This is a genomic window from Nocardia sp. NPDC050175 (genome assembly GCF_044459885.1).
GTDB lineage: Bacteria > Actinomycetota > Actinomycetes > Mycobacteriales > Mycobacteriaceae > Nocardia.
In genome coordinates, this window is record NZ_JBITJI010000005.1 from 482,106 (window position 1) to 508,650 (window position 26,545).

Here is a 26,545-nt window from a genome sequence, read left to right on the forward strand (position 1 = left end):
TGTCGCGAGCTGTGCGGCAGGGTACTACCACTACCGCACTGGCCGGCGGCGGTCACTCCGCGGCAGCTGCGGGCGGTAAGGACGTAGGACTATTCATGCAACAGCCTCTCCCCTCGCCCCTCGAGACCGGCGGAGCTCTGCCCGAAGGAGCCTTCCCGCTGTCGGCCGCTCAGCGCGGCATCTGGTTCGCCCAGCACATCGCGGGCGACACTCCTATTTCGATCGCCCAGTACGTCGAGTTGAGCGGACCGATCGATCTGGACGCGCTCGGTAGCGCGGCGCGGCAGGCCGGGCGCGAGTTCGGCACCGGGTATCTGCGGCTGCTCGACGTCGACGGCCATCCGTACCAGTTCGTGGACACCGGCCTGGATGACAGCCTGCTCACCATGGATCTGCGCGGCGAACGCGACCCGGAGGCCGCCGCGCACGCGTGGATGCGCGCGGAATACGAGGCGCCGCTGGAGTTGACCAGGGATCGGCTGGTGCGCGTCGCGATGCTGCGGCTCGCCGAGGACCGCTGGTACTGGTACTCGCGGATTCATCACATCGTGCTGGACGGCATGGGCGCGCTGACCGTGGTGCAGCGCACCGGTGAGCTCTACAACGCGGCGGTCGAAGGCAACGAGCCGCCCGCCGCGAAGGCCGAGGATCTGCGCAAGATCGTCGAAGCCGATCTGGCGTACCGCAATTCGGATCGTTTCGGCGCCGATCGGGAGCACTGGCTCGCGCATCTCGACGGGATGGCCGATCCGGTGAGTCTGGCCGGGCGCACCGCCGAGGTCGACGCGCACCCGAGTCGCGTCGCGGGCGCGTTGCCGCAGGAGACCACGGCGCTGCTCGATACCGTCGCGAAGGCCGCCGGGTCGGGGGTCGCGCCGACCGTGGTCGCGGCGTTCGGGGCGTATCTGGCCGCGATGACCGGGGCGCCGGAAGTTGTGCTGAGCCTTCCTGTTTCGGCGCGCACCACTGCGATACTGCGGCGTTCCGGCGGGATGATCGCCAATGTCGTGCCGCTGCGGCTGACCCTGACGCCGACCACGACGATCGGCGACGTGATCCGGGCGGCGCAGGGCGAGCTGACCGGGGCGCTGCGGCGGCAGCGCTATCGCCAGGAGGACATTTTCCGCGATCTCGGCTGGCCGATGGACGAGGCCGCCTCGTTCGGGCCCTCGGTGAACCTGATGATGGTGGACACCAGGATTCAGCTCGGCGCGGTCACCGGGCGGCTGCATGTGCTGACCTCCGGGTTGATCGATGATCTGTTCGTCAACGTGTATCCGGGCGTCGGCGGCGAGAGCACCCATATCGATTTTCAGGGCAATGGAAACCTGTACAGCGACGCCGAATTGGCGGCGCAGCATCGCCGGTTCCTGTTGTTCCTGCACGCTTTTCTCGCCGCGGGAACCGAGGCCGCGCTGTCGACGGTGCCGGTGGTGTCCGACGACGAGCAGGCCGAGCTGGTGCCTGCTCGTGGGCCCATGGGTGTCGCGCCCCGCACGCTGCCCGAAATCCTCGCGGCCGGTGCGGCTCTCGACCTCGACGCGGTGGCAATTCGCGCCGGGGCGACCTCGTTCACCTATCGGCAAGTCGACGAGCACACCAATCGGCTGGCCAAGGTGCTCATTGCCGCGGGCGCCGGACCTGAACGCACCGTGGCTATTTCGATTCCCCGGTCGGCGGAGTCGGTGCTGGCGATGATCGCGGTGGCCAAGACCGGCGCGGCGTTCGTGCCGATCGATCCGACCTACCCGGCCGACCGGATCGAGCACATGGTCGGCGACAGCGGCGTAGTCGCGGGTGTGACCGTCGCGGCTGCCCGGAAGTCGTTGCCGGACAAGGTGAACTGGCTGATTCTCGACGAAGAGACGATCGCGCGCAGGATGCGCGAGCAGGATGCGGGACCCATCGAGCCGTCCGCCGCGATACACCTCGACCAGGTCGCGTACATCATCTACACCTCGGGATCGACCGGATTGCCCAAGGGCGTGCTGGTTTCGCATCGCGGACTGGCGAACCTGGCGACCGGCTCGGCCGCAGGCTTCGGAGTGACCGCCGATTCCGTGGTGGCGCACGCGGTATCGCCGAGCTTCGACATCTCGGTCGAGGAGATCCTGGTGACCCTGGCCGCCGGTGCCACGCTCGCCGTGGTGCCGCCCGCCGCGTACGCGGGCGAGGAGATGGCGGAGGTGCTGCGCACCCATCGCGTCACCCACCTCAATGTCACACCGACCGTGGTGGGATCGCTCGATCCGGCGACGCTGCCCGATCTGCGCACCGTGATCGTCGGCGGCGACGCCTGCCCGCCCGAGTTGGTGGCCAAGTGGGCCGGGCGCACCCTGCTGAATGGGTACGGCCCCACCGAAACCACCGTGACCGTGACGCTGAGCGAGGCGCTCGTGCCCGCCGCGCCGGTCACCATCGGCAGCCTGGTGCGTGGCGTCTCCGCTGTGGTGCTCGATCCGTGGTTGCGGCCGGTGCCGCCCGGCACCATCGGTGAGTTGTATCTCGCCGGTGCGGGGCTCGCGCGCGGCTACCATCGGCGCAACGGGCTCACCGCGGGCCGATTCGTCGCCAATCCCTATGAGGCCGGTGCGCGGCTGTACCGCACCGGTGACCTGGTGCGCTGGAGCACCCGGGGCGGGCGTCTCGAGCTGGAGTACCAGGGCCGCAGCGACTTCCAGGTGAAGGTCCGTGGCTTCCGCATCGAGCTCGGTGAGATCGATGCCGCGCTGCAACGGCATCCGGACATCGACTTCGCGATCACCCTCGGTGCCGAGACCGGCGCCGGTGCCACCGCGCTGGTGTCGTACGTGCTGCCGAAGCCCGGTGCCGAAGTGCATCCCGAGGCGCTGAAAGCCGCTGCCGGGGAGACACTTCCGGCCTACATGGTGCCCGCAGTAGTGATGGTGCTCGACAGTATCCCGCTCACGCCGCTCGGCAAGGTGGATCGTAAGGCGTTGCCCGCGCCGGATTTCGGGGCGCGCACGATCGTCAGCCGCGCGCCGTCCACCCCGCGCGAGGAGGCGCTGGCGGCGTTGTTCGCCGAGGTGCTCGGACTGGAGACCGTCGGGGTCGACGAGAGCTTCTTCGCGCTCGGCGGCGACAGCATCGTGTCCATTCAGCTGGTGTCGCGGGCCAAGGCCGCCGGCATCGGGCTCAGCGCGCGAGATGTGTTCGAGCGCAAGACCGTTGCCGCGCTGGCCGCCATCGCCACCGAGGTGCGGGCGCAGGTGGTGCACGAACTGCCCGGTGGTGGGGTCGGCGCGGTCGAGCTCACGCCGATCGTGCACGCCATGGTGGATCAGGGTGACAGTTGGCCGCGGTTCAGCCAGGCGGTGCTCGTCGGGCTGCCCGTCGGCTTCCAGCGGGGCGCGGTCGTCGCGGCGGTGCAGGCGTTGCTCGACCACCATGATCTGCTGCGTTCCGCGCTGCGGCGCGGGGACGACGGCTGGGAGTGGACCGTCGCCGAACCTGGCGCCATCGACGCCGAATCACTGGTGGAGGCCGTCGCGGCCGGTGCGGACAGCGCGGAGACGCGTGAGCGCGAATTGCAGCGGGCCGCCGACCTGCTCGACCCGGCGGCGGGTGTCGTCGCGCGGTTCGTGCTCATCGAGCAGGCCGAGCCCGTGCTGTGGCTCGTGCTGCATCACCTGGTGACCGACGGTGTTTCCTGGCGCATTCTGCTGCCTGATCTGGCTACCGCCGCCATGGGCGGGGTGCTCGCTCCCGTGGGGACCTCGTTCCGGCGCTGGGCGCACGGCCAGGCCGAGCAGGCCGGTGCGCGTGCCGCCGAACTGCCGCTCTGGCAGGGCATCTTGGCGACACCCGACCCGGCGCTCGGAGCCGACCTCCCTGATCCGGCGGTCGATGTTGTCTCGACGATGGCACACCACCAGACCGTCATCGATCCGGCGATCGCGCAGACCGTGCTCAGCACCGCGCCTGATCGATTCCATTGCGGCGCGGACGATGTGCTGCTTGCCGCGCTCGCGATGGCGGTCGGCCGATGGCGCGGACGGACCGCGACGCTGTTCACCCTGGAGGGCCACGGACGCGCGGAAGAAATACTGCCCGGCGCGGATGTCGCGCGCACCGTGGGCTGGTTCACCAGCGTGTACCCGGTGGCGGTCGATCTGGCGGGTATCGATCTCGCCGACGCGTTCGCCGGTGGTTCAGCGGCGGGTGCCGCGATCAAAGCAGCGAAGGAACAGCTGCGGACGGTGCCGGACAAGGGCATCGGCTTCGGCATGCTGCGTTACCTCGCTGCCGAATCCGCTGCGGCACTCGCCGATAGCCCCATCCCGCAGATCAGCTTCAACTATCTGGGCCGGGCGAACACCGGCTCGGATACGGGACCTTGGTTGCCGCAACGCTTTGCGGCCACCCAGGACGATCGTGCCCCGCTGGCCGCAGTCGTCGACATCAACGCGGTGCTCACCGACACCGGCCTGGAAGTGATCTGGGCCTATGCCTCGCGACTGCTCGACGCGAACGACGTCGCCCAGCTCGCCGAGCTCTGGACCGAGGCGCTGCGGGCCCTCGCCGCGCACGCGGAGACTGCGGGCTCGGGCGGGCGCACACCGTCCGACTTCGACCTGGTCCCGGTGACGCAGCGGCAGATCGACACGTGGGAGCGCGATTACGCGAACCTCGCCGACGTGTGGCCGCTCTCGCCGCTGCAGTACGGCCTGCTCTTCCACGCGCTGTACGACTCCGACACCGCCGACGGCTACACCGTGCAGTCGCTGCTCACCCTGGCGGGTACCGTCGACGCGGCCCGATTGCGGACCGCCGCACAGGCTTTGGTGGCCCGGCACGAGAACCTACGGGTCGCCTACGTAGAAACCGACGACGGTCCCCGCCAGCTCGTGCTGGCCGACGCCGAAATCCAGTGGCAAGACGCCGATCTGACCGATATCGCCGATCCCGAGGCGCGGCAGCGGGAATTGGATCGGGTGATCGCGGTGGACGCCCGCACCCGATTCGAACTGACCCGACCGCCGCTGGTGCGGTTCACCCTGATCCGGACGGCTGCCGACAGCTACCAGTTCGTCCTCACCAATCACCATCTGGTGCTGGATGGTTGGTCGACGCCACTGTTGGTGCGCGAGCTGCTCGCGCTCTACGTCACCTCGGGCGACGCGTCCGCGCTGCCACCCGCGCACTCCTACCGCGAATTCCTGTCGTGGCTGGACGACCGGGACGACGCCGAATCCATTGCCGCATGGGCAGAATCGCTGGCCGGGATCGATACCCCGACCCGCGCGGTGCCCAGCCTGGCGGGCATCGAGTCGACCGAGACAGGGATGGTGTCCACCGATCTGTCCGCCGACACCGTCGCCCGGCTGGAGTCGACCGCCCGCGAATCCGGTGCCACGGTCAACACACTCGTGCAGGCCAGCTGGGCGATGCTGCTCGCCATGCTGACCGGCCGCACCGATGTGGTGTTCGGCGGCACAGTCTCCGGCAGGCCGCCGGAGCTGGCCGGTGTCGAGGAGATGGTCGGCCTGTTCATCAATACGCTGCCGGTGCGGGTGCGGCTCGACCCGGCCGAGAAGGTGGTCGATCTGCTCGCCCGCCTGCAGGCCGAGCAGGCCCGGCTGATGGATCACCAGCACGTCGGGCTGGCCGCGATCCACCAGGCCGTCGGGCTCGCCGAATTGTTCGACACCCTCACCGTTTTCGAGTCCTATCCGATCGACCGCGAAGCCCTCTCGCAGGCCCTGGACATCGCGGGCATGCGGGTGCTCGACGTCGAAGGCACCGACGCGACGCCATACCCGTTGAACCTCATGGTCATTCCGCTGCGCGGCACCGACGGCCACGACACGCTGCGGGTCAGCCTGAAATTCATGGCCGACCAGCTCGATCCCGCTGCGGCACAGCCACTGCTGGATCGCTTCGTCGGGCTGCTCACCCAGCTCGCCGACAATCCGCGTGCCCTCGTCTCGCACCTGCAGTACTGCGACGACGCCGAACGTGCCGCGCTGCTGCCGGTTCGGGGACCGGAGTCGCTGCCGGTGCGCACGCTGCCGGAAATCCTGGCCGCCGGTGCCGCGATCGACAGCGACGCCATCGCGGTCAGCGTGGGCGAACTCACCATGTCCTACGGCGAACTCGACGCCTGGTCGAACCGCTTCGCGCGGCTGCTGCTGCGCCGCGGCGTCGGGCGTGAGGTGTTCGTCGTGCTCGCCCTCACCCGGTCACTGGAATCGGTGGTCGCGGTGTGGGCACTGGCCAAATCCGGCGCGGCGTTCGCGCCGCTGGACCCCAACTATCCGGTCGAGCGGATCGAGCACATGCTCACCGACTCGAAGGCGCCCATCGGCGTGACGGTCACCGCGACCGGCGAGACGCTGCCCGGCAGCATCGACTGGCTGCTGCTCGACGACCTGAACACCATCCGCCGCGTCATGACCGTCTCCGCCGACCCCATCACCGACGAGGAGCGCGGCGGTCCGATCGATATCGACCAGACGGCGTATCTGATCTACACCTCGGGTTCCACCGGCAAGCCGAAGGCGGTGCTGCTCAGTCATCGCGGCATCGCGAATCTGGTCTCCACCCAACGTGATTCGCTCGATCTCGATCCGACGGCGAGTGCGCTGCAGGTGGCGTCGCCGAGCTTCGACGCCTCGGTGTTCGAGTTGCTGACCGCGCACGGCGCGGGCGGGCGGCTGGTGGTCTCGCCGCCGGATGTCTACGGCGGCGCGGAACTCGAACGACTGTTGCGCACCGAGCGGGTGACGCACGCGGTGATCACGCCGTCCGCGCTGGCCACCATGGAGCCGACCGATCTCGACCACCTGCGGGTGCTGTCGGTGGCCGGTGAGGCGGCGACGCCGGAGCTGATCGAACGCTGGTCCGTCGGTCGGCGGATGGTGAACCTCTACGGCCCGACGGAGTTCAGTATTTGGGCGACGGGCCCGGCGGAACTCGTTGCGGGCGAACCGATCACGATCGGCGGTCCGATCCGTGGCGCGGCGAACATGGTGCTCGACACCTGGTTGCGGCCCGTGCCTGTGGGTGTCGCGGGTGAGCTGTATCTGGCGGGGCCCGCACTCGCGCGTGGTTACTTCAACCGTTTCGAGATGACGGCGAGCCGGTTCGTCGCCGACCCGTTCGGCGCGCCGGGCGAGCGGATGTACCGGACCGGCGACATGGTGCGCTGGGTCGCCGGCCGCGACGGCTATGAGCTGGAGTACCTGGGGCGCAGCGACTTCCAGGTCAAGATTCGTGGTCTGCGCATCGAGCTCGGTGAGATCGATGCGGTGCTGTCGCGCGACGAGGAGGTCGAGTACGCGGTGACCATCGGCCGGGCCGGGCCCGCCGGTGCGACCGTGCTGGTGTCGTATGTGCTGCCCGCCGAGGGCGTCGAACTGGATACCGAGCGGCTGCGCGTGCGGATCGCCGGTGAGCTACCCGGGTACATGGTGCCCGGCTATCTCATCGTGCTCGACTCGATTCCGTTGACACCGGTCGGCAAGCTGGACCGCAAAGCCCTTCCGGTGCCGGACTTCTCGGACACCAACCGGCCCTACCTCGCGCCGCGCACGCCGGTCGAGCAGGCCGTTGCCGAGGTGTTCGGTGAGGTGCTCGGTAGCGAGCGGGTGAGCGTCGACCAGTCGTTCTTCGAACTGGGCGGCAACTCGCTCAGCGCGACGAAGGTTGTCGCGCGGGTCAATTCGACCCTCGGCTCGACCATCGCGCTGCGGGATCTGTTCGACGCGCCCACCGTCGCGCAGCTGTCGGCGCGGGTGGTCCCGGCGAACGGCGAACGCCCGGGTCGCCTCGCGCTCGCGCCGCGGATCCGGCCGGATCGCGTTCCGTTGTCGCCCGCGCAGCAGCGCATGTGGGTGCTCAACCGGCTCGATCCCGCCTCGCCCGCGTACAACATCGCGGTCGCCCTGCGGTTGACCGGCGAACTCGACGTCGACGCCATGCGCCTGGCCTTGACCGACGTCATCGAACGGCACGAAAGCCTGCGCACGATCTACCCTGCCGACTCCGAAGGCCCGCGTCAGGTGATCATGGGCACCGAGCTGGCCGCGCCCGCACTGACCGTGCTCGAGGCCGAAGATGGCGCACCTCTACGGGATCGGATCAATGCCTTGGCGGGCAAGGGATTCGACATTGCCAAGGAGCCACCGCTGCGCGTCGGGCTGTTCCGCATCGCCGGGAATTCCGCGGCAATGGACCGCGATCCGTTGGGCGGCACTCCGGTAACCGCCGAAGCCGATGTGGTGCACGTTGTGGTGCTGGTGGTGCACCACATCAGCGCGGACGGTGCGTCGATGGCACCGCTGGCCGCCGACTTGGTCGCCGCGTACTCGGAGCGCTCGTCGGGTGCGGAGACCACCCGGGTTCCGCTTGCCGTGCAGTACGCCGATTTCGCGATGTGGCATCGCGAGGTGCTCGGCAGCGAGTCCGATCCGGAATCCCTGGCCGCGCGCCAGGTTCGGTACTGGACCGACACCTTGGCCGGGGCCCCGGATGTGCTGGAGCTGCCCGCGGACCGGCCGCGGCCCGCCATCCAGACGATGCGCAGCGCCGACGTCGAGTTCGCCGTCAATGCCGAACTGCACAGCGCCCTGGTGGAATTCGCCGGAGCACACAACGTCAGCGTGTTCATGGTCGTGCACGCGACACTCGCCGTACTGCTGGCCCGGCTGGGCGGCACCGACGACGTGGTCGTCGGAACACCGGTGGCCGGGCGCGGCGAGGAAGCCCTGGACGAGCTCGTCGGCATGTTCGTCAACACGCTCGCCTTGCGCACCGCCGTCGATCCCGGTGCCGGATTCCTCGACTTCCTGACTGCGGTCCGCTCGGCCGATCTCGACGCGTTCGCGAACGCCGACGTGGCCTTCGAACGGCTCGTGCAGGCGTTGAATCCCACCCGGTCGACGGCGCATCATCCGCTGTTCCAGGTGTCGCTGTCACTGCAGAACTTCATCGAGCCGGTGCTCGAACTGCCCGGCCTGCGGTTCGAGGTGGAGGACTTCGACCGGCGCGCTTCGCAATTCGATCTGACACTGGACCTGCGTGAGCGTTTCGACGCGACGGGCCCGGCCGGGCTGGCCGGTGTGCTGACCTACGCGACGGACCTGTTCGACGAGGCAACGGTGGCGTCGTTCGGCACGCGCTGGCGGCGGGTGCTCGCGACCGTGCTCACCGAGCCGGACGTGCGTGTCGCCGATATCGACATCCTCGACGACAGCGAGCGCGCGACGCTGGTGCCGGTGCGTGGGCTCGAAAGCATCGGAACGACAACGCTTCCCGAGCTGCTCGCCGCGACCGTGGCCCGATACCCGAATCGTCCCGCCGTGGTCGCCGCCGGTGACACGACGACCTACCGGGAACTCGACGCGCACGCCAATCGGCTGGCTCGGCTCCTGCTCGAGGCGGGAGCGGGCCCGGAAACCGTGGTCGCCCTCGGCCTGCCGCGCTCGCCAGACCTGCTGACCGGGATGTGGGCGGCGGCGAAGATCGGCGCGGCCTTCCTGCCGGTCGATCCGAAGCACCCGATCGAGCGGATCGATCACATGCTCACCGATTCCGGTGCGCGCGTCGGCCTCACGATGGTCGCCTACCGATCGATGTTGCCGGACAGCACGCAGTGGCTGGTGCTCGACGATCTGACCCTGGTGGAACGCTGGTCCGCCGCAAGCCCACGCCCGCTGCGGGACAGCGAGTTGCCGCGACCGGTCCGGCTGGACAACCCCGCCTGGCTGATCTACACCTCCGGGTCGACGGGCACACCGAAGGGTGTCTCGGTCTCGCATCGCGGTGTCGCGGACTTCGTTGCGGCGCAACGCGACCTGCTCGACCTGGATTCGAGCTCGCGGGTGTTGCATGTTGCCTCACCGAGTTTCGACGCCTCGATCCTGGAGGCGCTGATGGCGTTCGGGTGGGGCGGCGCCTTGGTTGTCGCGCCCGCGGAGGTCTTCGGCGGTAGCGCGCTCGCCGAGCTGATCGACTCGGAGCAGGTCACGCACGTGATGATCACCCCGTCCGCGCTGGCCACCATCGATCCCGCCGAGGTTTCCGGAGTGCGGGTGCTCGCGGTGGGTGGCGAGGCGGTGGGTGCCGAGCTCATCGAGCGGTGGATCGGCTCCGACGCGGTGGCTCAGCGCGGTCGCGGCGATGTGGCGCGGCGGCGCGGTGTGCGGGACCGGCGGATGGTGAATCTGTACGGGCCGACCGAGTTCACCGTTGTGGCAACGGGTTCCGAACTTTCTACCGGCGCTACGGTATCGCTCGGCCCGCCCATTCGCGGTGCATCCGCGATGGTGCTCGACGGTCGGCTGCATCCGGTTCCGATCGGCGTCGCCGGCGAGCTCTATCTCGCGGGGCCCGCGCTGGCGCGTGGTTACCACGCCAGGCATGGGCTGACGGCAGGCCGCTTCGTCGCGAATCCCTATGGGGCGCCGGGCGAACGGATGTATCGCACGGGCGACCTGGTGCGCTGGACGCACGATTCGCCAGAGCACGCGCTGACACTGGAGTACCTGGGCCGCACCGATTTCCAGGTCAAGGTGCGCGGGCAGCGGATCGAGCTTGGCGAGATCGATGCCGTGCTCGGTCGGATCGACGGCGTCGATTTCGCTCTCACACTCGGCGTCAAAGGCCCCGCAGGCTCGACCGCATTGGCGGCCTACCTGGTGCGTAAACCGAACGTAGAGCTCGACATCGCTCGGGTGCGCGCCATCGCGGCGGACACTTTGCCCGGCTATATGGTCCCGTCCGCCTTCGTCGTCCTGGACGAGATCCCGCTCACCGCGGTCGGCAAGCTCGACCGGAAAGCGTTGCCTTCCCCGCAATTCGGTGCTGAGGAGACCGAATACCTGGCGCCACGGACGCCGACGGAGGAAGCGCTGGCGCAGATCGTCGCCGAGCTGCTCGGTCGCGACAAGGTGGGTGTCGATGATTCGTTCTTCGAGCTCGGCGGCGACAGTATTCTCGCGATCCAGCTGGTGTCGCGGGCGAAACAGCGAGGCATCGTCTGCACACCGTTGCAGGTGTTCGAGCACCGCACGGTAGCGGCGCTCGCCGCGGCCGTGGACACCGGCAGTGCCGTGGCACCCCTGTCCGAGCTGCCCGGCGGCGGCATCGGTGCGGTGCCGCTCACGCCGATGATGCGGTACCTGATCGAGCGTGGCGGGCAGCTCCGTTCGGCTCGGACGGCGGTGCTCGAGCTTCCGGTCGGTATCGAACGGGCGCAGCTGATCGCCACGCTCGCGGCGGCCGTCGACCGGCACGACATCCTGCGCGCGCGGCTGGCGAACGAGGTGGACGGCTGGCACCTGGTGGTCCGTGCGCCCGGCTCGGTCGATGTCGGCGCACTGGTGCGCCGCATCGAGTTCGACGGGGCCGCCGATCCTCTCGATCTACGCGAATACGTTGCCGCGGAACTGAATTCCGGGTCGAACCGACTGGATCCGGCGAACGGCATTGTGCTGCGGTTCCTCTGGCTCGATCCGGTCGGCGATGCCGGGACGCGGACCAGGGCCGGTCGGCTCATCGTGCTGGTGCACCGCCTGCTGATCGACGACGCCTCGTGGGGCATTCTGCTGCCGGACCTGATGGCCGCTTGGGCACAGGTGTCGGTCGGCAATGCCCCGGTGCTCGCCGAAACCGGCACGTCGATGCGCCGGTGGGCGCACGCCCTCGTGGACGAAGCACGCTCGGCCGAAAGGGTTTTCGAGCTCGGGCATTGGCAAGGCGTGCTCGCGGGCGCGGACCCACTGCTCGGTGCCCGCGCGCTGGACTCGACCGTAGATCAGGCACACACGCTGCGCACCGTGCGATGCGAGGTGTCGGCGGAGGTGAGCACCGCGGTGCTCACCACGTTGCCCACCCAGTTCGCGGGCACCGCCAACGACACCCTGCTTGCCGCGCTCACGCTGTCGCTGATGCGCTGGCGTGCACGACGATCCGGGGAGACCGGGACGGACATCATGATCCGGCTCGAGGGTGACGGCAGGGTGCTCCCCGGTGCGGCGCTAGCTCGCACGATTGGTTCGTTCAGCACCAGCTACCCGGTGCGGCTCGAGCTGGACAGCGTCGACGTCGACGATGCGTTCGCCGGCGGGCCTGCGCTGGGTGCGGCCATCCGCGCGGTGAAGCATCAACTGAAATCGGTGCCGGACAACGGAATCGGGTTCGGACTGCTGCGCTACCTCAATCCCGACACGGCACCGCAACTGGGCGGCGCCAACTCGGGCCAGGTCAGCTTCAGTTATCACGGCCGCAGCACTGCGGGTGATGTCCCGGCCGGGCTGGACGGCCTCGGCTGGACGCCGACCGACGAGTTCGGCGACCTGGCCACCGGCGAAGATCCCCGGGCCCCGGCGCAGTCGGTGATCGAGGTGAACGCGGTGGTGGTCGGTGATCGACTGCGAGCGGACTTCACCTACCCGAAGACGCTGCTGGACCGTGGTGAGGTCGCCGAGCTGGCGGGTCTGTGGGTCGATGCGCTCCGTGCGGCGGCCGCGTTCACCGGAACCCCGGCAGCGGAAGCCGCCGCGGCCGAGGAGGCGGCGGCCGTCGCGGCCAGTCAACCGGGCCTAGAAGCCATTCTCGGGCTGGACGTGGTGTTGCCGATCCGGACGGACGGCACCGAGCCCGCGTTGTTCTGCATCCACCCGTCCTCCGGCATCTCTTGGAGCTACCTGGGATTCGCGCAGGCGCTGCGTCCGGGCCGCCCGATCTACGCGTTGCAGGCACCGGATCTCAGCGGCAACGAACCGTCCCTGCGCTCGATCGAGGAGTTCGCCGCCCGGTACGTGCGCGAGATCCGCGCCATCCAGCCGACCGGGCCGTATCACCTGCTCGGCTGGTCGTTCGGCGGGCTGGTCGCGCACGCGATCGCGGCCCTGCTGCAGGAAACCGGTGATCGGGTCGGGCTGCTCGCGCTGCTGGATTCCGATACCGCCGACGTCGACGGTGACGCCGTCGAGCAGCTCACGGCGGGGGCGTTCGTGAACAGTTTCGGCGCGATCTTCGGGATCCACGATGTGCCCGCCGAGGCCACCGCGGGCGAGGCGGCCGACCTCATCCGCGACCGGCTCGGCGGCGTGACGATCGTCGACGCGGACATGATCGAGCGGCTGGCCGAGTCGTACAACGCGGCGGCGCGCGCCCGGGCGGGCTATCAGCGGCCGGTATTCGACGGTGACGTGCTGTATTTCAGCGCGACCGTCGACAGCTCCGACGTCGTCGGCCCGGACGGCTGGCGGCCGTACGCGACCGGGGACGTCATCAACTACGACATCGACGTCACCCACAACGAGCTGACCGCACCGCACGTGCTGCCGGTCATCGCGCGCGTACTCGACGAACAGTGGAAGGGACAGGCATGAATTCCGATCAGGGCGTAGTCGTCGAGGGAGTCGAGAAATCCTTCGGCGCCGTAAAGGCATTGCGCGGAGTCGATTTCACGGCGGCGCCGGGTGAGATCCTCGGCATCCTCGGCCCGAACGGCGCGGGCAAGACCACCATGGTGAACATCCTCTCGACGCTCATCGCGCCGGACCGGGGACGCGCGCTGGTCGCCGGGCACGATGTCGTCGCCGATCCGGCGTCGGTGCGCCGATCTATCATGCTGACCGGGCAGTATGCCGCGCTCGACGACATGCTCAGCGGCTACGAGAATCTCGTGATGTTCGGCAGGCTGATGGGGCTGCGCAAGCGGGCCGCCCGGGCTCGCGCGGACGAGCTGATCACCGAGTTCGATCTGGTCGGCGCGGCAGGCCGCCGGGTCGGCACCTATTCGGGAGGTATGCGGCGGCGCATCGACATCGCCTGCGGTCTCGTCGTCCGACCGGACGTGGTGTTCCTCGACGAACCGACGACCGGGCTGGATCCGCGCAGCAGGCAAGGGGTTTGGGATCTGGTGCGCAGTTTCAAGAAGGCAGGCATCACCACGCTGCTGACCACCCAGTATCTGGAAGAGGCCGACGCGCTCAGTGATCGGATCATCGTAATCGATCACGGCGTGGTGATCGCGCAGGGCACCGCGGACGAACTGAAGTCGCGGACCGGTGGCAGTTACTGCGAAGTGGTGCCGCTGGATCTGAAGGATCTGTCCGTCATCGCCGACGCGCTCGGAACGCTGTTGCCGGAGGACAATCGGGCCGCGATGACACCCGACTCGGACCGGATCACCATCCCCGCTCCGGACGGCGCGAAGACGCTCGCGGAGGCGTTGCGCCGCTTGGACGGGGCGGAGGTGGAACTGGTCGACATCGCGCTGCGCAGGCCGTCACTCGACGATGTGTTCCTCCAGTTGACCGGGCACCTTGCGTCCACCGACGGCCAGGCCGACGCGAAAGCTGTTGATGTGGAGGCTGTCTCGTGACCGCGGGTACCTGGCTGGCCGATGTCAGAGCGACGCCGGATCGAGCGCGGCAGTGGTGGGTGCTCACGACGCGACTGATCGTTCCCTCGGTCAAGACCGGTGAGGTATTGACCTCGCTCTTGGCGCCTGCGACCTTCACGGCGGGGTTCTACATTCCGCTGAAGACGGTGATGACGTTCGCGGGCACCGGATTCAGCAGCTACGCGCAGTTCATGATGCCCCTCGTCGTGCTGCAGGCCGCCGCGTTCACCGCTATCTCGGCGGCCTTCCGATCGGCTACCGACTCGGTCGCCGGTCTCAATCGGCGATTCGGGTCGATGCCGGTCGGGCGGCTCGTGCCCGCCGCGGCACGGATGTCCGGCAACGTTTTCCGGCTGGCGCTATCGCTGTGTGCTGCTATCGCCTGCGGTTACGTCATCGGGTTTCGGTTCTATCTGGATACCGCGCACACCATCGGCTTCCTACTGTTGTCGATGCTCATCGGCACCGCACTGACGCTCGGCGCTGATGTGATCGGCACCGTGTCACGCAGCCCGGAAGCGGTCACCCAGGCCCTTGTGCTGCCGCCCTTGATCTTCGGCATGCTGTCGGCGGGTCTGGCTCCGGCACACCAGTTTCCGGCCTGGGTGCAGCCGTTCGTGCGCAATCAGCCGGTGTCGCAGTTCGTGCTCGCCCTGCGCGCATTGGCAGGCGACACGTTGGGGAACGCGGGCCAGGTGACATGGTCCCTGATGGGACCGTCACTGGCCTGGACGGCCGCGATCCTCATCCTGTGTATTCCGCTGACCATCCGGCTGAGCTCGGGGAGGGCATGATGGCACTACTCGCCGATCGCACTGAGGATGTCCGCATCCAGTCCGAGGTATCGTCCGCATCTCTGGTGCGGCACACCATGATTCAGACGCAACGCCTGTTGCTGCGCTGGGTGCGCAACCCGATCACCCTGCTCGAAGCCCTGATCATCCCCTGCCTGCTGCTGATCATGCTGGAAACGGTTGTCGGCGGCCAGATTCGGAAGTTCACCGGCGACAGCGCCCTCTATGGTTCCGTCCCGATGGTCACCATCACCGGTGCCGTCTCCGGCGCCGTCGCCTGCGGTGTCCTACTCGGCCGCGAACGCGAAGCAGGCCTACTCGCCCGCTTCTGGGTACTCCCCGTACACCGCGCCTCCGGCCTCGCCTCCCGCATTCTCGCCGAAGGCTGCCGCATCTTCGTAGGCACCCTGGCCATCATCCTCGTCGGCTACCTACTCGGCTTCCGCTTCCACCAGGGCTTCCTGCCCACCCTCGTATTCCTCACCATCCCAGTGCTTTTCGGCCTGGCCTTCGCCACCGTCGTCACCTCGATAGCCGTCTTCACCGCCAAAGCCGCCCTGGTAGAAGGCATCACCATCCTCACGTCCCTGATGATGTTCTTCAGCACCGGTTTCGTACCTTTGGCCGCCTACCCGCAGTGGATCCAGCCGGTGGTCCGCAACCAGCCCATGTCCGTCGCCGTGGACGCCATGAAGGCCCTCGCCCTCGAAGGCCCCTTGGCCCGCCCGCTAACCCTCACCCTCATCTGGTGCCTCGGCGCGATCATCCTCTTCGCGATCCCAGCAACCATCGGCTACCGACGCGCCAGCAGACGATAACGGCCCACCCAGCCTGTTCGTGGGTGATCGTTAACCGTTGCGCTCGCCGGATAGGCGGCGGGCGATGAGCCAGCTGCCGCCAACTATCAGGAGAGCGAAGAGGAGGAGTCCTGCGCCGAGGACGGTGACGATCCATAGGCGCTCGGACAGGCGCAGGTTGCCGTTCAGGGAGACGTTCAAGGAGCCGACGGCGAAGGCGATGACGGCCGCGAAGATCGAGACGACCTCTATGGTGCGCAGCATCGAGTTGCGCACTGTGTCGGTCATTCCGGCGATGCTGTGCTCGTGTCGCTGCACGCGTTCACGGTCCGCCGCGGCGCGGTGCGCTTCGGTGCGGCCGTTGAGAATCGCTTCGCGCTTGGTCAGGTACTGGCCTTGAAACAGTTCGTGGCTGACCCGCCAGCCGATCGCGGGCAGCAACCGCAGGGCGGTGTCGATGCTGTTCAGCGCGGCATCGTGGGCGCCGGACAGATATTGGCCGGTGGCCAGTCGGTAATGGAAGATGTGACTGTCGGGATAGTCGGCCAGCGCCTCGGTTGCGTGAGCGCTCAGCAGTTCGCCCTGGTCGTCGAAGGGAACACCGACGGCAAGGCCGTTGAGCGCGATATCGGTTGCCGCGTAGGTCCGGTCGGGCGCGCGCCAAACTCGGTCGAGCAGGCTGCGCGCGAACTCCTCGGTGATCCGGCGGCTGCCGAACGCTGCGCAGGCTTGCAGAGCGACGAAAAGCGGTGTCGCACGGTGTGATCCGGCGGCCATGGACAGCGGCGACGACTCCAGGAATTGGTTGAGCTCGTCGAAGCAGAAGTTCGCGCGCAGCTTTCCGGCGTGATAGAGCGTGGCGAAATAGGCTCGGCTGCACTCCTGGTCGTCGTTGGCGACGATGTCACGGGTCGCGTCGGCCACCTCGTCCAACGACTCCACCGAGTCGCGGGTGATGAATGCGTAACCGAGCGCCCACTTCTCGCGTATCGCAGTGCGGCAGCCCGGTGCGACGTGCTCGCGCAGCCATCCCGCGCATTCGACGGCGATCTGCAGGGTCGGTTCGTCCTTCAGCCGGTGATTCCAGTACCGATCGGCGCAGATGAAGTAGGGATCACTGTCGAAATCTGTTGAGCTGACTTCGAACTGCGGTTCCACCCGCTCGTCGATATAGCGCCGCGCATAGAGATCGCAGTCGCGGTCCAACTGTCGCGAACCCGACGCCACCAGTGCGGCGAGTGCCTGTTCGACCACTTCGTGATCCATGCCTGCCCCTGCCTCCCGACGACCCCAGAATGCCCGAGTCCACTGCCTACCACATCCGAACCACGATCGTCACGATGGCACACTGCTCGATATGCGGGTAGAGGTCGTCACAGCGGTGCACGCCGACTACGCCCGCTATCTACCGTCGGCGTGGCGGTCACTGCGCGCGCAAACCCATCCGGACTGGCACTGGCTGGTGCAGGTCGACGGCGACGCCGCGGCGGTGCGCGCGACGCTGATCGAATGCGGCGCTGCGGACGATCCTCGAACCCGCCTGGCGTTCAACGGCACCCGCGAAGGTCCCGCGATCACCCGGAACGTCGCACTCGGCCGCGCCACAGCGGCACTGATCCAGAATCTCGACGCCGACGACGAACTCGAACCGACCGCCTTGGCGGTGCTCAGCGCCGCGCTGCACCGGCACCCGTCCGCCGGTTTCGCCGTCGGCCCGGCCGGTGATCTGTTGAATTCCGGTGAGCTGGTGGATGTTCCGCTCCCCTTCGAGCCCGGCCTACTCCCCCGCGGCGCACTGTTCGACGCTTGGATAACCGACCCGGAACATCGCCTACCTGTACACCCGGCCGGCGTGATGTGGCACCGCGATCTCCTCCTCGCCACCGGCGGCTGGGCGGCCATGCGCGGGATGGAGGACACCAGTCTGCTCATGTCAGCCTCCGCCTTGTCCCCCTGCGCGATCGTCGATACCCGCACACTGCGCTATCGCCGCCACCGGAACCAACGCTCCACCCAGAAGTCGCTTTTCACAGGGGGGGGGGATCAGATTTCGCTGATTCGCCAGCGCGTCGCCACGCTTCGAGCCGGACCGGGGTGGCTCGGCCTACTCCCAACAGGTGAGCAGCACTAAGCAGGTCACCGGCTCGCACCGGTCCTCGGTTCGGGTCGGGCAAACGTGCCGCGCCTCGATCATCCGGTGGTGCCCGCGCGCGGCGGACCAGGAGAACTCCGCAAGCAAACAATGGGCGATCTCGCGCGGCGCGCCAGCACCGATGTGGCTGTTCGCGCGATCGTGGCGCAGAATAGGGGCCGCACGCGATGGCTCCCGGCGTTTCTCGCCTCGGTGACACGCATCGCTGCGACACAAGGTGTTGTGCTGCACGGACTTGTCACCCCCAAGGAGTAGTGTCCCGGGGAGAGAAGATCCGTCACGGCAGCGGGCTCGGGAAAGGTGTGGAGGCAGGATGAAACTGATCGATCGGGTATCGGCCATCAACTGGAATCGGGTGCCCGACGAAAAGGATGCCGAGGTCTGGGACCGGCTGACCGGCAACTTCTGGCTGCCCGAGAAGGTTCCGGTGTCCAACGACATCCCCTCGTGGGGCACGTTGACCGCCGACGAGAAGCAGCTCACCATGCGGGTCTTCACCGGCCTCACGCTGCTGGACACCATCCAGGGCACCGTCGGCGCGGTGAGCCTGATCCCGGACGCGCTCACCCCGCACGAGGAGGCGGTGTACACCAACATCGCGTTCATGGAGTCGGTGCACGCCAAGAGCTACAGCTCGATCTTCTCCACGCTGTGCTCCACCAGGGAGATCGATGACGCGTTCCGCTGGTCGGAGGAGAACCGCAACCTGCAGCGCAAAGCCGAGATCGTGCTGGACTACTACAACGGCGACGATCCGCTCAAGCGCAAGGTGGCCTCGACGCTGCTGGAGAGCTTCCTGTTCTACTCCGGCTTCTACCTGCCGATGTACTGGTCCTCGCGGGCCAAGCTCACCAACACCGCGGATCTGATCCGGCTGATCATCCGCGACGAGGCGGTGCACGGCTACTACATCGGCTACAAGTACCAGAAGGGTCTGGAGCTGGTCAGCCAGGCCGAGCGCGACGAGCTGAAGAACTACACCTTCGAGCTGCTGTTCGAGCTGTACGACAACGAGGTCGAGTACACCCAGGACCTCTACGACGAGGTCGGCCTCACCGAGGACGTCAAGAAGTTCCTGCGCTACAACGCGAACAAGGCGCTGATGAATCTCGGCTACGAGGGCCTGTTCCCGAAGGACGAGACCGAGGTGAATCCGGCCATCCTGTCGGCGCTTTCGCCGAACGCGGACGAGAACCACGACTTCTTCTCCGGGTCGGGTTCGAGCTATGTGATCGGCAAGGCCGTAAACACCGAAGACGAAGACTGGGAGTTCTGAGCGACACACCCGGTTGCGACGGCGGCGGATTCTTCCGCCGCCGTTTCGCGTCTCGGGGATGAGGTGCGGCGACGCTTGCGTTGACACCGGCGACAACGTTTAGCGTGGCCGTGACGGTCGCTCGGAGGAGGTCGGATGCTGATCGGTGAGCTGGCGCAACAGGCCGGCACGAGTACCCGCACCCTGCGGTACTACGAGCAGCACGGGCTGGTGCGGGCGCGGCGCTCCACCAACGGGTATCGCGTCTACGACGAGACGGAACTGCCGGTCGTCCGGCAGATCCGGCGGCTGCTCGACGACGGTTTCGACCTCGACGACATCCGCCCGTTCGTCACCTGCCTGCGGGCGGGCAACAGTTCCGGCGACGGCTGCCCGGATTCGGTGGCGGTGCTGCGGCGCAAGCTCGACGAAGTGGACGACGCGCTCACCCGGCTGACCGCATTGCAGGCCGAACTCCGGCTCCGGCTCGCCGGCGCCGGGAAGCCTGCCTGCGAATTCGGGTAATCACCTGTCCGGCACCCGGTTTCGATAGGCCGGTTGTGCGATCGTCGCTGCCCACGTCACCCGAGGAACGCTCGATGAAGTTTGCGATCAGTTACAGCACACCGTTTTACGGCACAGATCCCGATCGGATCATCGCCTTCGCCCAGCATGCGGAGGCGTGCGGATTCGAGGGGCTGTATCTCCCGGATCACATCGCGCTGTATCCGGGAGCGAAGGTCGGCAATTTCGAGATGCCTGCCACCCTGCCCTATCCCGATCCGCTCGACTGCCTGAGCTTCGTCGCCGGGGCCACCCAGCGAATCCTGCTCGGCACGGGCGTGCTGCTGCTGCCGTATCGGCACCCGGTGGTGCTGGCCAAGCGGCTCGCGACCATCGATGGGCTGTCTCGCGGACGCATGCGGTTGTTGACCGTCGGGCTCGGGACGTTGCCCGGTGAGGCCACTGCGACGGGTGTCGACTTCGCCACCCGCGGTCGACGGGCCGATGAGGCGATCGATGTGCTGCGGCTGCTGTGGTCCGGCGGCGCGGACGGGGTCAGCTTCGACGGTGAGTTCTTCCGCTTCGACTCGCTGGTCAGTTTCCCGAAACCCGTTGGCGTGTCCGAGTTGCCGATCCACGTCGGCGGCTCCAGTCGAGCCGCCGCCCGGCGGGCCGGGCGACGGGGCGACGGGTACTTCCCCGGTGGCATGCTCGGCCCCACCGAGCGCGGCAGCCAACTGGACCTGGCCAGGTCGGAAGCCGTTGCCGCGGGGCGTGATCCGGCGGCGCTCGAGTACACGCGCTGGGGATCGATCGATATGCCCGTCGAACGTGTCGAAGGGCTTGCGGCAGAGGGCGTTACCCGAATCGTCGTCGGCAGCATCGATCCCGAGGACCAGTTCGACGAAATGTCGCGCTTCGCTGAGCGATTCGGTCTCAGCGGCTGACCTGACCGATCAGCCGTACTCGGCCCCGGCACTCCCCTCCGAGTGCCGGGGCCTAGCACTGTCCGCCCCCGGTTGCCCGAACTACCTGCGGCCATAGATGTCCCGGAGCAGGCACAACACATCCGCACTGTCCGCCGCGAGACCGCCCACATCGAACCGGATGGCACCGACGGCTACCTCCAGCGATCGCAGTCGTTCCTCGATTCGCCCCGTTCGGTCCGCGAGCGCCGATAGTCCGAACTCCACGTAGGACTCTCGATTCTCCATGACATCCAGCCGACATTTCATATTTCCGCACACTTTCTATTGAACCTTTCCGATAAGGAATTGCCGTTCTGGATTGTTCCTGTTGTCGTGCGGCACTGAGCAATTCGGCAATTCGGTGCACCTCCATTACAGTCAGCTGATTGTATGAGCACGGAAGCCGATTGGGGTCGGCTTTTTGACAGACCAGCAGTGCAACTTTCGCAGCCAAACATTTGGAACATTCCAGGACTGAGCTCGCCAGCATTTCTGGAATGTTCCACAGTTGCTGCCGCATATGAATTCCACAACAGACCCGCTTCAGCAACCTTCGGAGATGCCACCATGACGACTGGTTCGACCCTTCCGCGCAGGCTACTGGCCCGCGAGCTTCGCAACGCCCGTGCGGCGGCGCGTATGAGCTCGGAAGCCGCACGGAATCAGATCGGTGTCAGCAAACAAACGTTCTGGCGGATGGAGAACGGAATCCCGACCCGGTTGAATCCGTTGTTCGTCAAGCGGTTATGCGAAATCTATGGGATACCGGCCGACCTGACGCAGGTACTGCTCACGCTCGTCGAAGAGACCAAGGACAAAGGGTGGTGGCATGCGTTCGATGAGGCGATCCCCAAGAGCTTCGAGCTGTTCCTCGGACTGGAAGACGCGGCCGACCGGATCATTTCATATCAGACAACGTTCCTGCCTGGAATGTTGCAAACCAACGAGTACCGCCGCGCAATGCTGTGGATCGAAAAGCCGAACAGGCCGGAATCGAATGTCGAGACGGCGATCAATATCGTGGCACTGCGACGGGCTCGGCTGTTCAGTGATGACAATCCCCTGACGCTGGATGTGTTCATCGACGAATCGGCGCTACGCCGTTCGACCGGCGACGCGGGAGTCATGGTCGGCCAGTTGACGCATCTCGCCGAAACCGCACAGCGGCCGAATGTTTCAGTGCGGGTGGTGCCGACTTCGGCAGGTACCTATCAGGCGCTGACGTTCGGCACGTTCGTCCTGCTCGAGTTCCCGCCACACCCTGTCGCACACCTGACGGAGCCGCCGGTGGTGTACGTCCAAGGCTTCACCGACGATTTGTATTTGGAGAACCCCGAGGAGGTTGCGATGTATCGATCGGCGCACACAGACCTCGATCGCCTGGCCTCGAGTGCGGCTGATAGCCAAGCCCTCATCCTCGATATCGCAAAGGAATTCGGCGCATGAACATCGCCGCCGGCGTCCACGGCGATTTCAGCCGTTCATAGATCTACTCGACACACGAGACCCCCACTTCCCGTGGGGGTCTCGTGCGCTAAGTCGAACTACTTGTCGCCGTTGGGCTTCCGCAAAATTTTCAGGATCTGTGCGACATCGGTCTTGATATCGCCGACACCCGACTCCACTGTCGCCAGCCGACCATCCATCGAACCGATCCGGGCGTCCATCGACTCCTGCCGAGACGTCAGGTTGCCGATGTCGATACTCATCGAAATCAACCGGGACGCAACCGAGCGCCCGTCCAAATCACCGATACGGCTGTCCAAATCACCGATACGGTTGTCCAAGCCATCGATACGGCTGCTCAAACGGCTGTCCAAGCCATCGATACGGCTGCTCAAGCCATCGATACGGCCGTCCACGAGGGCGATGCTGGCCCGAATCTCTCGCAGGCCAGCGTGGACGGCGTCGAACTTCTCTCCGAATCCGGTCACTGTGACAGTATCGCGCGTGATTTGCTGATCCCGCCACCTTTCCAGCTCACAAACACGAGCTTCCAGAGACTCCTTGCTACTCATGGTCGAGCTCTCCCCTCGTTCGCTACTGCATCGAAAATTACGAGCGGATCGTATCTCCGGGCACCGACACTTAATTGCTATGCGAGAGAGCGGTTTTCAGGAAGTGTGCGATTGCCGCACGGCATCGGCAGCCACATACTTTTCAGCATTGTCAGCCGCAATGAAGTTCACCAGTGCCACGTCGAACGCGGTGGCACTGGTGAACTGGTCGAGCAGGTCAGTGGCCGACTACTACCAGGACGAACTGCTGGGTCGGGTTGTTCTGGGCGGGGCGGCTCACTACGCCGTAGTCCTTTTCGGCGTACTCGTGGGCATCCATGTAGCGGTTGTTGGAGGCTTGCTGGATGGTGTACTTGCCTGCGCCGATGGAGTTGATGTGCCAGACCTGGGTGGGGTTGTTCTGGGCGGGGCGGGTGACCAGGTGGTAGTCGAGGGACTCGATCTCGTGGGCGTCGAGGTAGCGGTGGCTGCTCACTTGCTGCACGGTTCCGGTCCCGGTGCCGCTCTGATCCCAGTGGATGCGCCACTGCTGGCTGGCGTCGCCCTGCTTCGGCCGGGTGACGACGTTGTAATCGTGCGAGCCGTCGGCCCACGCATCGAGATAGCGGCCGCTGGATACCTGCTGGATGGTGACGACGTCGTCCGGCTGTGCGGCGTTCGCGGTGGCGGGAACTGCGACGATGCTGACGGCGGTCAGGGTTCCGAAGAGCAGTCCTGCTGCTGCGCGGCTGATGAAGTGAGTCAAAGGACTGATCTCTCTGGTGGAAGGTGTTGCGTTGCTTGTCTGAACCAATGTTCGAGCAAACGCAACCACTCCGTAAGGCACCCTTGGGCGGTTGCCCGGCCGCTGCGGGGTGCGGAAATCACCCCCGAGGGTGGACCGCCGACGCTGAGCGTTCTCGTTCGGTCAGCCGATGGCGGCGAGGTATTCGCCGTAGAAGAGCATCAGGCCTACTGCGGAGGCTATGCCTGCTAGTAGCCAGAAGCGGATGATTACGGTGGTTTCGGCCCATTCGCTGAGTTCGAAGTGGTGGTGGAAGGGGGCTAGTTTGAATAGGCGGTTGCCGGTGGTGCGGAAGACGACGATTTGGAGTAGGACCGAGAGGATTTCGGCGAAGAAGAGGGCGCCGACTACCGCGGTGAGTAGTTCGGTGCGGGTGGTGATGGACAGGCCGGCGAGCATGCCGCCGAGGGCCAGGGAACCGGTGTCGCCCATGAATATTTTGGCCGGGGCCGCGTTCCACCACAGGAATCCCATGCAGGCGCCTGCGCCGGCGGCGCAGACCACGGCGAGGTCGAGTGGGTCGCGGACGTTGTAGCAACCGGCGTTGGGGGTGGCCGCGCAGGAGTTGGTGTACTGCCAGAAGGTGATGATCACGTAGGCGCCGAGGGCGAAGCTCATCGATCCGGCGGCCAGACCGTCCAGACCGTCGGTGATGTTGACCGCGTTGGACCAGGCCACCACCAGGAAACTGACCACGAGCAGGAAGCCGATCAGCCCGAACGATACGGTCTCCACGTCTCGCACGTAGGACATGTGCCGACTGCCCGGCGTCAGCCCGGTGCTGTCCGGAAACCGCAGCGCGAGCACGCCGAAGATGATCGCGGCGGCGAGCTGGCCGATGTACTTGCCGGTCGCGGTCAACCCGAGGTTGCGCCGCTTGTGGATCTTGATGAAGTCGTCGAGGAAACCCACCAAACCCAGCGCGGTGGCCAAGCCGAGCACGAGCAGCCCCGATACGGATATCCCTTCCGCGTCATGCCGGATGCCGATCAGATGCGCGCCGAGATACCCCGCCCACAGTCCGATCAGGATGGCGATGCCACCCATCGTCGGCGTGCCACGCTTGGCCTGATGGCTGGCCGGCCCCTCGGCCCGGATCTCCTGCCCGACCTTTCGCCTGGTCATCACCTTGATCAATAAGGGTGTCAAGGTGATCGAGACCGCGAGCGCGATCATCGCCGAGTACAAAATCTGTCTCATGCGCCCCTCATGCGGCCGTCATCGGAAAGTCGAGTAATTGAAACATCAACGCACGGGCGTCTTTTCACTGCCCGGCCTGGTCGATACCCGACGCGTGCTCGTACCGCTGCCGTCCACCGAACCCGCCATCGTCCCTCGCGAATCGCTCCGACGTTAGCAAGCCGAACGGATCGATGCGGACTCCTGAAGCTGGGCTAAACGCCGCTGCCGCGACCGTCGCAGAGGACGGCCGCGGCAGCGGGAGGCGTCGGCTCAGATACCGAGGACCAGCTTGGCGGTGGTGAAGTAGATGATCAGGCCGGTGGCGTCTACGAGCGTGGTGACCATGGGTGCGGACACCACGGCAGGGTCGATTCGCAACTTCTTGGCGAGCAACGGCATAGTGCCGCCGATGGTCGCGGCCCAGCCGCAGATCAGCACCAGGGTGATGCCGACAACCACCGCGACGCGCGGCCCGACGAACAGCCCACCGATCACCAATCCGGCTGCGGCGAGCATGGATCCGAGCACCAGGCCGACCCGGCATTCGCGCCAGATCACCTTGAACAGGTCGGATACCCGCACCTCGCCCACGGCGAGCGCCCGCACACAGGAGGTGGCGGCCTGCGCTCCCGCATTACCACCCGCGCCGATGAGCAGCGGAATGAACAGCGCGAGATGCGCGGCCTGCTGCAGCGTTCCCTCGAACATGTCGGTGACGCTGACCGTGAGGGTCGCGGCGAACAGCAACAGCAGCAACCACATCGCGCGATAGCGGGCCAGCTGGAACACGCCTGCGGCCATGTAGTGGCCCTCCCAGGGTGCCGAGCCCGCCTGCCTGGCCACGTCCTCGCTGTCCGCGGCCTCGATGACCTCGACCGCGTCGTCGATGGTGAGCAGCCCGACGAGCCGGTTCTCGCTGTCCACCACAGGCATGTTGAGGTCGTTGGTCTCGCGCATCAGCCGGGCCGCCTTCTCGGCGGAGTCGGTGGCGCGGACGCAGACCGGTTCGGTGACGACCAGTTCGGCGATCATCGTGTCCGGCTTGCTGAGCACCAGCTCGCGCAGTTCGACGATGCCGGTCAGCCGTCGGCCCGCGTCGACAACGGGCAGCGTGTAGACGGTTTCGGCGTTGGCGCCCTTGGCCCGCACCATGGCCAGCGCCTCGGCGACGGTCAGGTTCTGCGGCAACGCGACGACCTCGGGGGTCATGTACTGGCCCGCCGAACCCTCCGGGTAGCCGAGCAGCGCGGCGGTCATCCGCCGTTCGCGCGGGCTCAGTCCGGCGAGCACCTTCTTGGCGACCTTGGCGGGCACCTCACGCAGCATCCTGGCCCGGTCGTCGGGTGCCATGCCCTCGATCAGGTCGCGGAAGCTCTGGTCCCGCAGGCCCTGCAGGATCTGCTGCTGGTCGACCGGTTCGAGTTCTTCGAAGACCGCCAGCGCCAGGTCCTTGTCGAGCAGCCGGAACGCCATCCCGGCCTGGACGGCGTCCATCCGGGCGAGCTGATCGGCGATGACATGCGGCGGGTGGTTGTCGAGCCAGGCGAGCGCGGCGTCGACGCGGTGGCTGTCGTCGATGTCCTGCAGTGATTCGGACAGCGACGGACGTACTTCGATGATCTGCGACATGGGATGTCCTCAGCAAATACGCGTGAGTGAATGGGAGCGCGAAATTCACACCGCGGGCGCCGGCCCCATCCGTCGCTGACTA

15 protein-coding genes are annotated in these 26,545 nt (G+C 66.8%); 9 read left to right on the forward strand and 6 right to left on the reverse strand.

From position 1 onward, the window contains the following. Positions 1–95 precede the first annotated feature (95 nt). From ACIBK2_RS20030 to ACIBK2_RS20045, 4 genes are read left to right on the forward strand one after another with little or no spacing between them, the layout of a single operon-like run. Positions 96–13,361 (forward strand): amino acid adenylation domain-containing protein, encoded by a 13,266-nt coding sequence (locus ACIBK2_RS20030; RefSeq protein ID WP_396969012.1) that lies wholly within the window; start codon positions 96–98, stop codon positions 13,359–13,361. Next, positions 13,358–14,359 carry an ATP-binding cassette domain-containing protein gene (locus ACIBK2_RS20035; protein WP_396969013.1) on the forward strand — a complete coding sequence of 334 codons (1,002 nt, stop codon included), beginning with the start codon at positions 13,358–13,360 and terminating at the stop codon, positions 14,357–14,359. Before ACIBK2_RS20030 ends, ACIBK2_RS20035 begins: the two co-directional genes overlap by 4 nt. Then, positions 14,356–15,174, forward strand: a complete 819-nt coding sequence (locus ACIBK2_RS20040) for an antibiotic transporter (protein WP_396969014.1) — start codon at positions 14,356–14,358, stop codon at positions 15,172–15,174. Before ACIBK2_RS20035 ends, ACIBK2_RS20040 begins: the two co-directional genes overlap by 4 nt. Further along, positions 15,174–15,992, forward strand: coding sequence for an ABC transporter permease (locus tag ACIBK2_RS20045; RefSeq protein ID WP_396969233.1), 819 nt, complete (start codon positions 15,174–15,176; stop codon positions 15,990–15,992). The genes ACIBK2_RS20040 and ACIBK2_RS20045 overlap by 1 nt, the downstream gene beginning before the upstream one ends. A gap of 30 nt (positions 15,993–16,022) precedes the next feature. Here the strand turns inward: ACIBK2_RS20045 and ACIBK2_RS20050 are convergent, their stop codons facing one another. Then, the gene (locus tag ACIBK2_RS20050; RefSeq protein ID WP_396969015.1) at positions 16,023–17,237 is read right to left on the reverse strand and encodes a hypothetical protein; all 1,215 of its coding nucleotides are present in this window, start codon (positions 17,235–17,237) and stop codon (positions 16,023–16,025) included. Between the two features lie 91 nt (positions 17,238–17,328). Here ACIBK2_RS20050 and ACIBK2_RS20055 point away from each other — a divergent pair, with 91 nt between their 5' ends. The 4 genes from ACIBK2_RS20055 (at position 17,329) to ACIBK2_RS20070 (ending at position 20,829) form a co-directional block, all read left to right on the forward strand. Beyond that, positions 17,329–18,102 carry a glycosyltransferase gene (locus ACIBK2_RS20055; RefSeq protein ID WP_396969016.1) on the forward strand — a complete coding sequence of 258 codons (774 nt, stop codon included), beginning with the start codon at positions 17,329–17,331 and terminating at the stop codon, positions 18,100–18,102. A gap of 334 nt (positions 18,103–18,436) precedes the next feature. Continuing rightward, positions 18,437–19,399 carry a class 1b ribonucleoside-diphosphate reductase subunit beta gene (nrdF, locus tag ACIBK2_RS20060; protein ID WP_357377903.1) on the forward strand — a complete coding sequence of 321 codons (963 nt, stop codon included), beginning with the start codon at positions 18,437–18,439 and terminating at the stop codon, positions 19,397–19,399. 135 nt (positions 19,400–19,534) lie between these two features. Continuing rightward, positions 19,535–19,903 (forward strand): MerR family transcriptional regulator, encoded by a 369-nt coding sequence (locus tag ACIBK2_RS20065; RefSeq protein ID WP_379287993.1) that lies wholly within the window; start codon positions 19,535–19,537, stop codon positions 19,901–19,903. 74 nt (positions 19,904–19,977) lie between these two features. Then, positions 19,978–20,829 carry a TIGR03619 family F420-dependent LLM class oxidoreductase gene (locus tag ACIBK2_RS20070; RefSeq protein WP_396969017.1) on the forward strand — a complete coding sequence of 284 codons (852 nt, stop codon included), beginning with the start codon at positions 19,978–19,980 and terminating at the stop codon, positions 20,827–20,829. Between the two features lie 81 nt (positions 20,830–20,910). Here the strand turns inward: ACIBK2_RS20070 and ACIBK2_RS20075 are convergent, their stop codons facing one another. Beyond that, entirely contained in the window at positions 20,911–21,096 is a 186-nt protein-coding gene (locus tag ACIBK2_RS20075; RefSeq protein ID WP_396969018.1) for a hypothetical protein, read from the reverse strand. Between the two features lie 144 nt (positions 21,097–21,240). Between ACIBK2_RS20075 and ACIBK2_RS20080 the strand changes: the two genes are divergently transcribed. Then, complete coding sequence (locus ACIBK2_RS20080; RefSeq protein WP_396969019.1) at positions 21,241–22,296, forward strand: helix-turn-helix domain-containing protein; 1,056 nt, start codon at positions 21,241–21,243, stop codon at positions 22,294–22,296. Between the two features lie 98 nt (positions 22,297–22,394). Here ACIBK2_RS20080 and ACIBK2_RS20085 read toward each other — a convergent pair whose 3' ends face one another. The 4 genes from ACIBK2_RS20085 to mgtE form a co-directional block, all read right to left on the reverse strand. Beyond that, positions 22,395–22,868 carry a hypothetical protein gene (locus tag ACIBK2_RS20085; RefSeq protein WP_396969020.1) on the reverse strand — a complete coding sequence of 158 codons (474 nt, stop codon included), beginning with the start codon at positions 22,866–22,868 and terminating at the stop codon, positions 22,395–22,397. Positions 22,869–23,085: 217 nt separating this feature from the next. Next, positions 23,086–23,613, reverse strand: coding sequence for an RICIN domain-containing protein (locus ACIBK2_RS20090; RefSeq protein WP_396969021.1), 528 nt, complete (start codon positions 23,611–23,613; stop codon positions 23,086–23,088). A 162-nt stretch (positions 23,614–23,775) separates the two neighbouring features. Further along, positions 23,776–24,852 carry a phospho-N-acetylmuramoyl-pentapeptide-transferase gene (mraY, locus tag ACIBK2_RS20095; protein ID WP_396969022.1) on the reverse strand — a complete coding sequence of 359 codons (1,077 nt, stop codon included), beginning with the start codon at positions 24,850–24,852 and terminating at the stop codon, positions 23,776–23,778. 252 nt (positions 24,853–25,104) lie between these two features. Beyond that, positions 25,105–26,463 (reverse strand): magnesium transporter, encoded by a 1,359-nt coding sequence (mgtE, locus tag ACIBK2_RS20100; RefSeq protein ID WP_396969023.1) that lies wholly within the window; start codon positions 26,461–26,463, stop codon positions 25,105–25,107. Positions 26,464–26,545: the final 82 nt, after the last annotated feature.

What these genes read in the sequence shown, in the direction of transcription:
- ACIBK2_RS20030 (WP_396969012.1), top strand. Translation starts at nt 96, where the DNA reads ATGCAACAGCCTCTCCCCTCGCCCCTCGAGACCGGCGGAGCTCTGCCC.
- ACIBK2_RS20035 (WP_396969013.1), top strand. Translation starts at nt 13,358, where the DNA reads ATGAATTCCGATCAGGGCGTAGTCGTCGAGGGAGTCGAGAAATCCTTC.
- ACIBK2_RS20045 (WP_396969233.1), top strand. Translation starts at nt 15,174, where the DNA reads ATGGCACTACTCGCCGATCGCACTGAGGATGTCCGCATCCAGTCCGAG.
- ACIBK2_RS20050 (WP_396969015.1), bottom strand. Translation starts at nt 17,237, where the DNA reads ATGGATCACGAAGTGGTCGAACAGGCACTCGCCGCACTGGTGGCGTCG.
- ACIBK2_RS20055 (WP_396969016.1), top strand. Translation starts at nt 17,329, where the DNA reads ATGCGGGTAGAGGTCGTCACAGCGGTGCACGCCGACTACGCCCGCTAT.
- nrdF (WP_357377903.1), top strand. Translation starts at nt 18,437, where the DNA reads ATGAAACTGATCGATCGGGTATCGGCCATCAACTGGAATCGGGTGCCC.
- ACIBK2_RS20065 (WP_379287993.1), top strand. Translation starts at nt 19,535, where the DNA reads ATGCTGATCGGTGAGCTGGCGCAACAGGCCGGCACGAGTACCCGCACC.
- ACIBK2_RS20070 (WP_396969017.1), top strand. Translation starts at nt 19,978, where the DNA reads ATGAAGTTTGCGATCAGTTACAGCACACCGTTTTACGGCACAGATCCC.
- ACIBK2_RS20075 (WP_396969018.1), bottom strand. Translation starts at nt 21,096, where the DNA reads ATGGAGAATCGAGAGTCCTACGTGGAGTTCGGACTATCGGCGCTCGCG.
- ACIBK2_RS20080 (WP_396969019.1), top strand. Translation starts at nt 21,241, where the DNA reads ATGAGCACGGAAGCCGATTGGGGTCGGCTTTTTGACAGACCAGCAGTG.
- ACIBK2_RS20085 (WP_396969020.1), bottom strand. Translation starts at nt 22,868, where the DNA reads ATGAGTAGCAAGGAGTCTCTGGAAGCTCGTGTTTGTGAGCTGGAAAGG.
- mraY (WP_396969022.1), bottom strand. Translation starts at nt 24,852, where the DNA reads ATGAGACAGATTTTGTACTCGGCGATGATCGCGCTCGCGGTCTCGATC.
- mgtE (WP_396969023.1), bottom strand. Translation starts at nt 26,463, where the DNA reads ATGTCGCAGATCATCGAAGTACGTCCGTCGCTGTCCGAATCACTGCAG.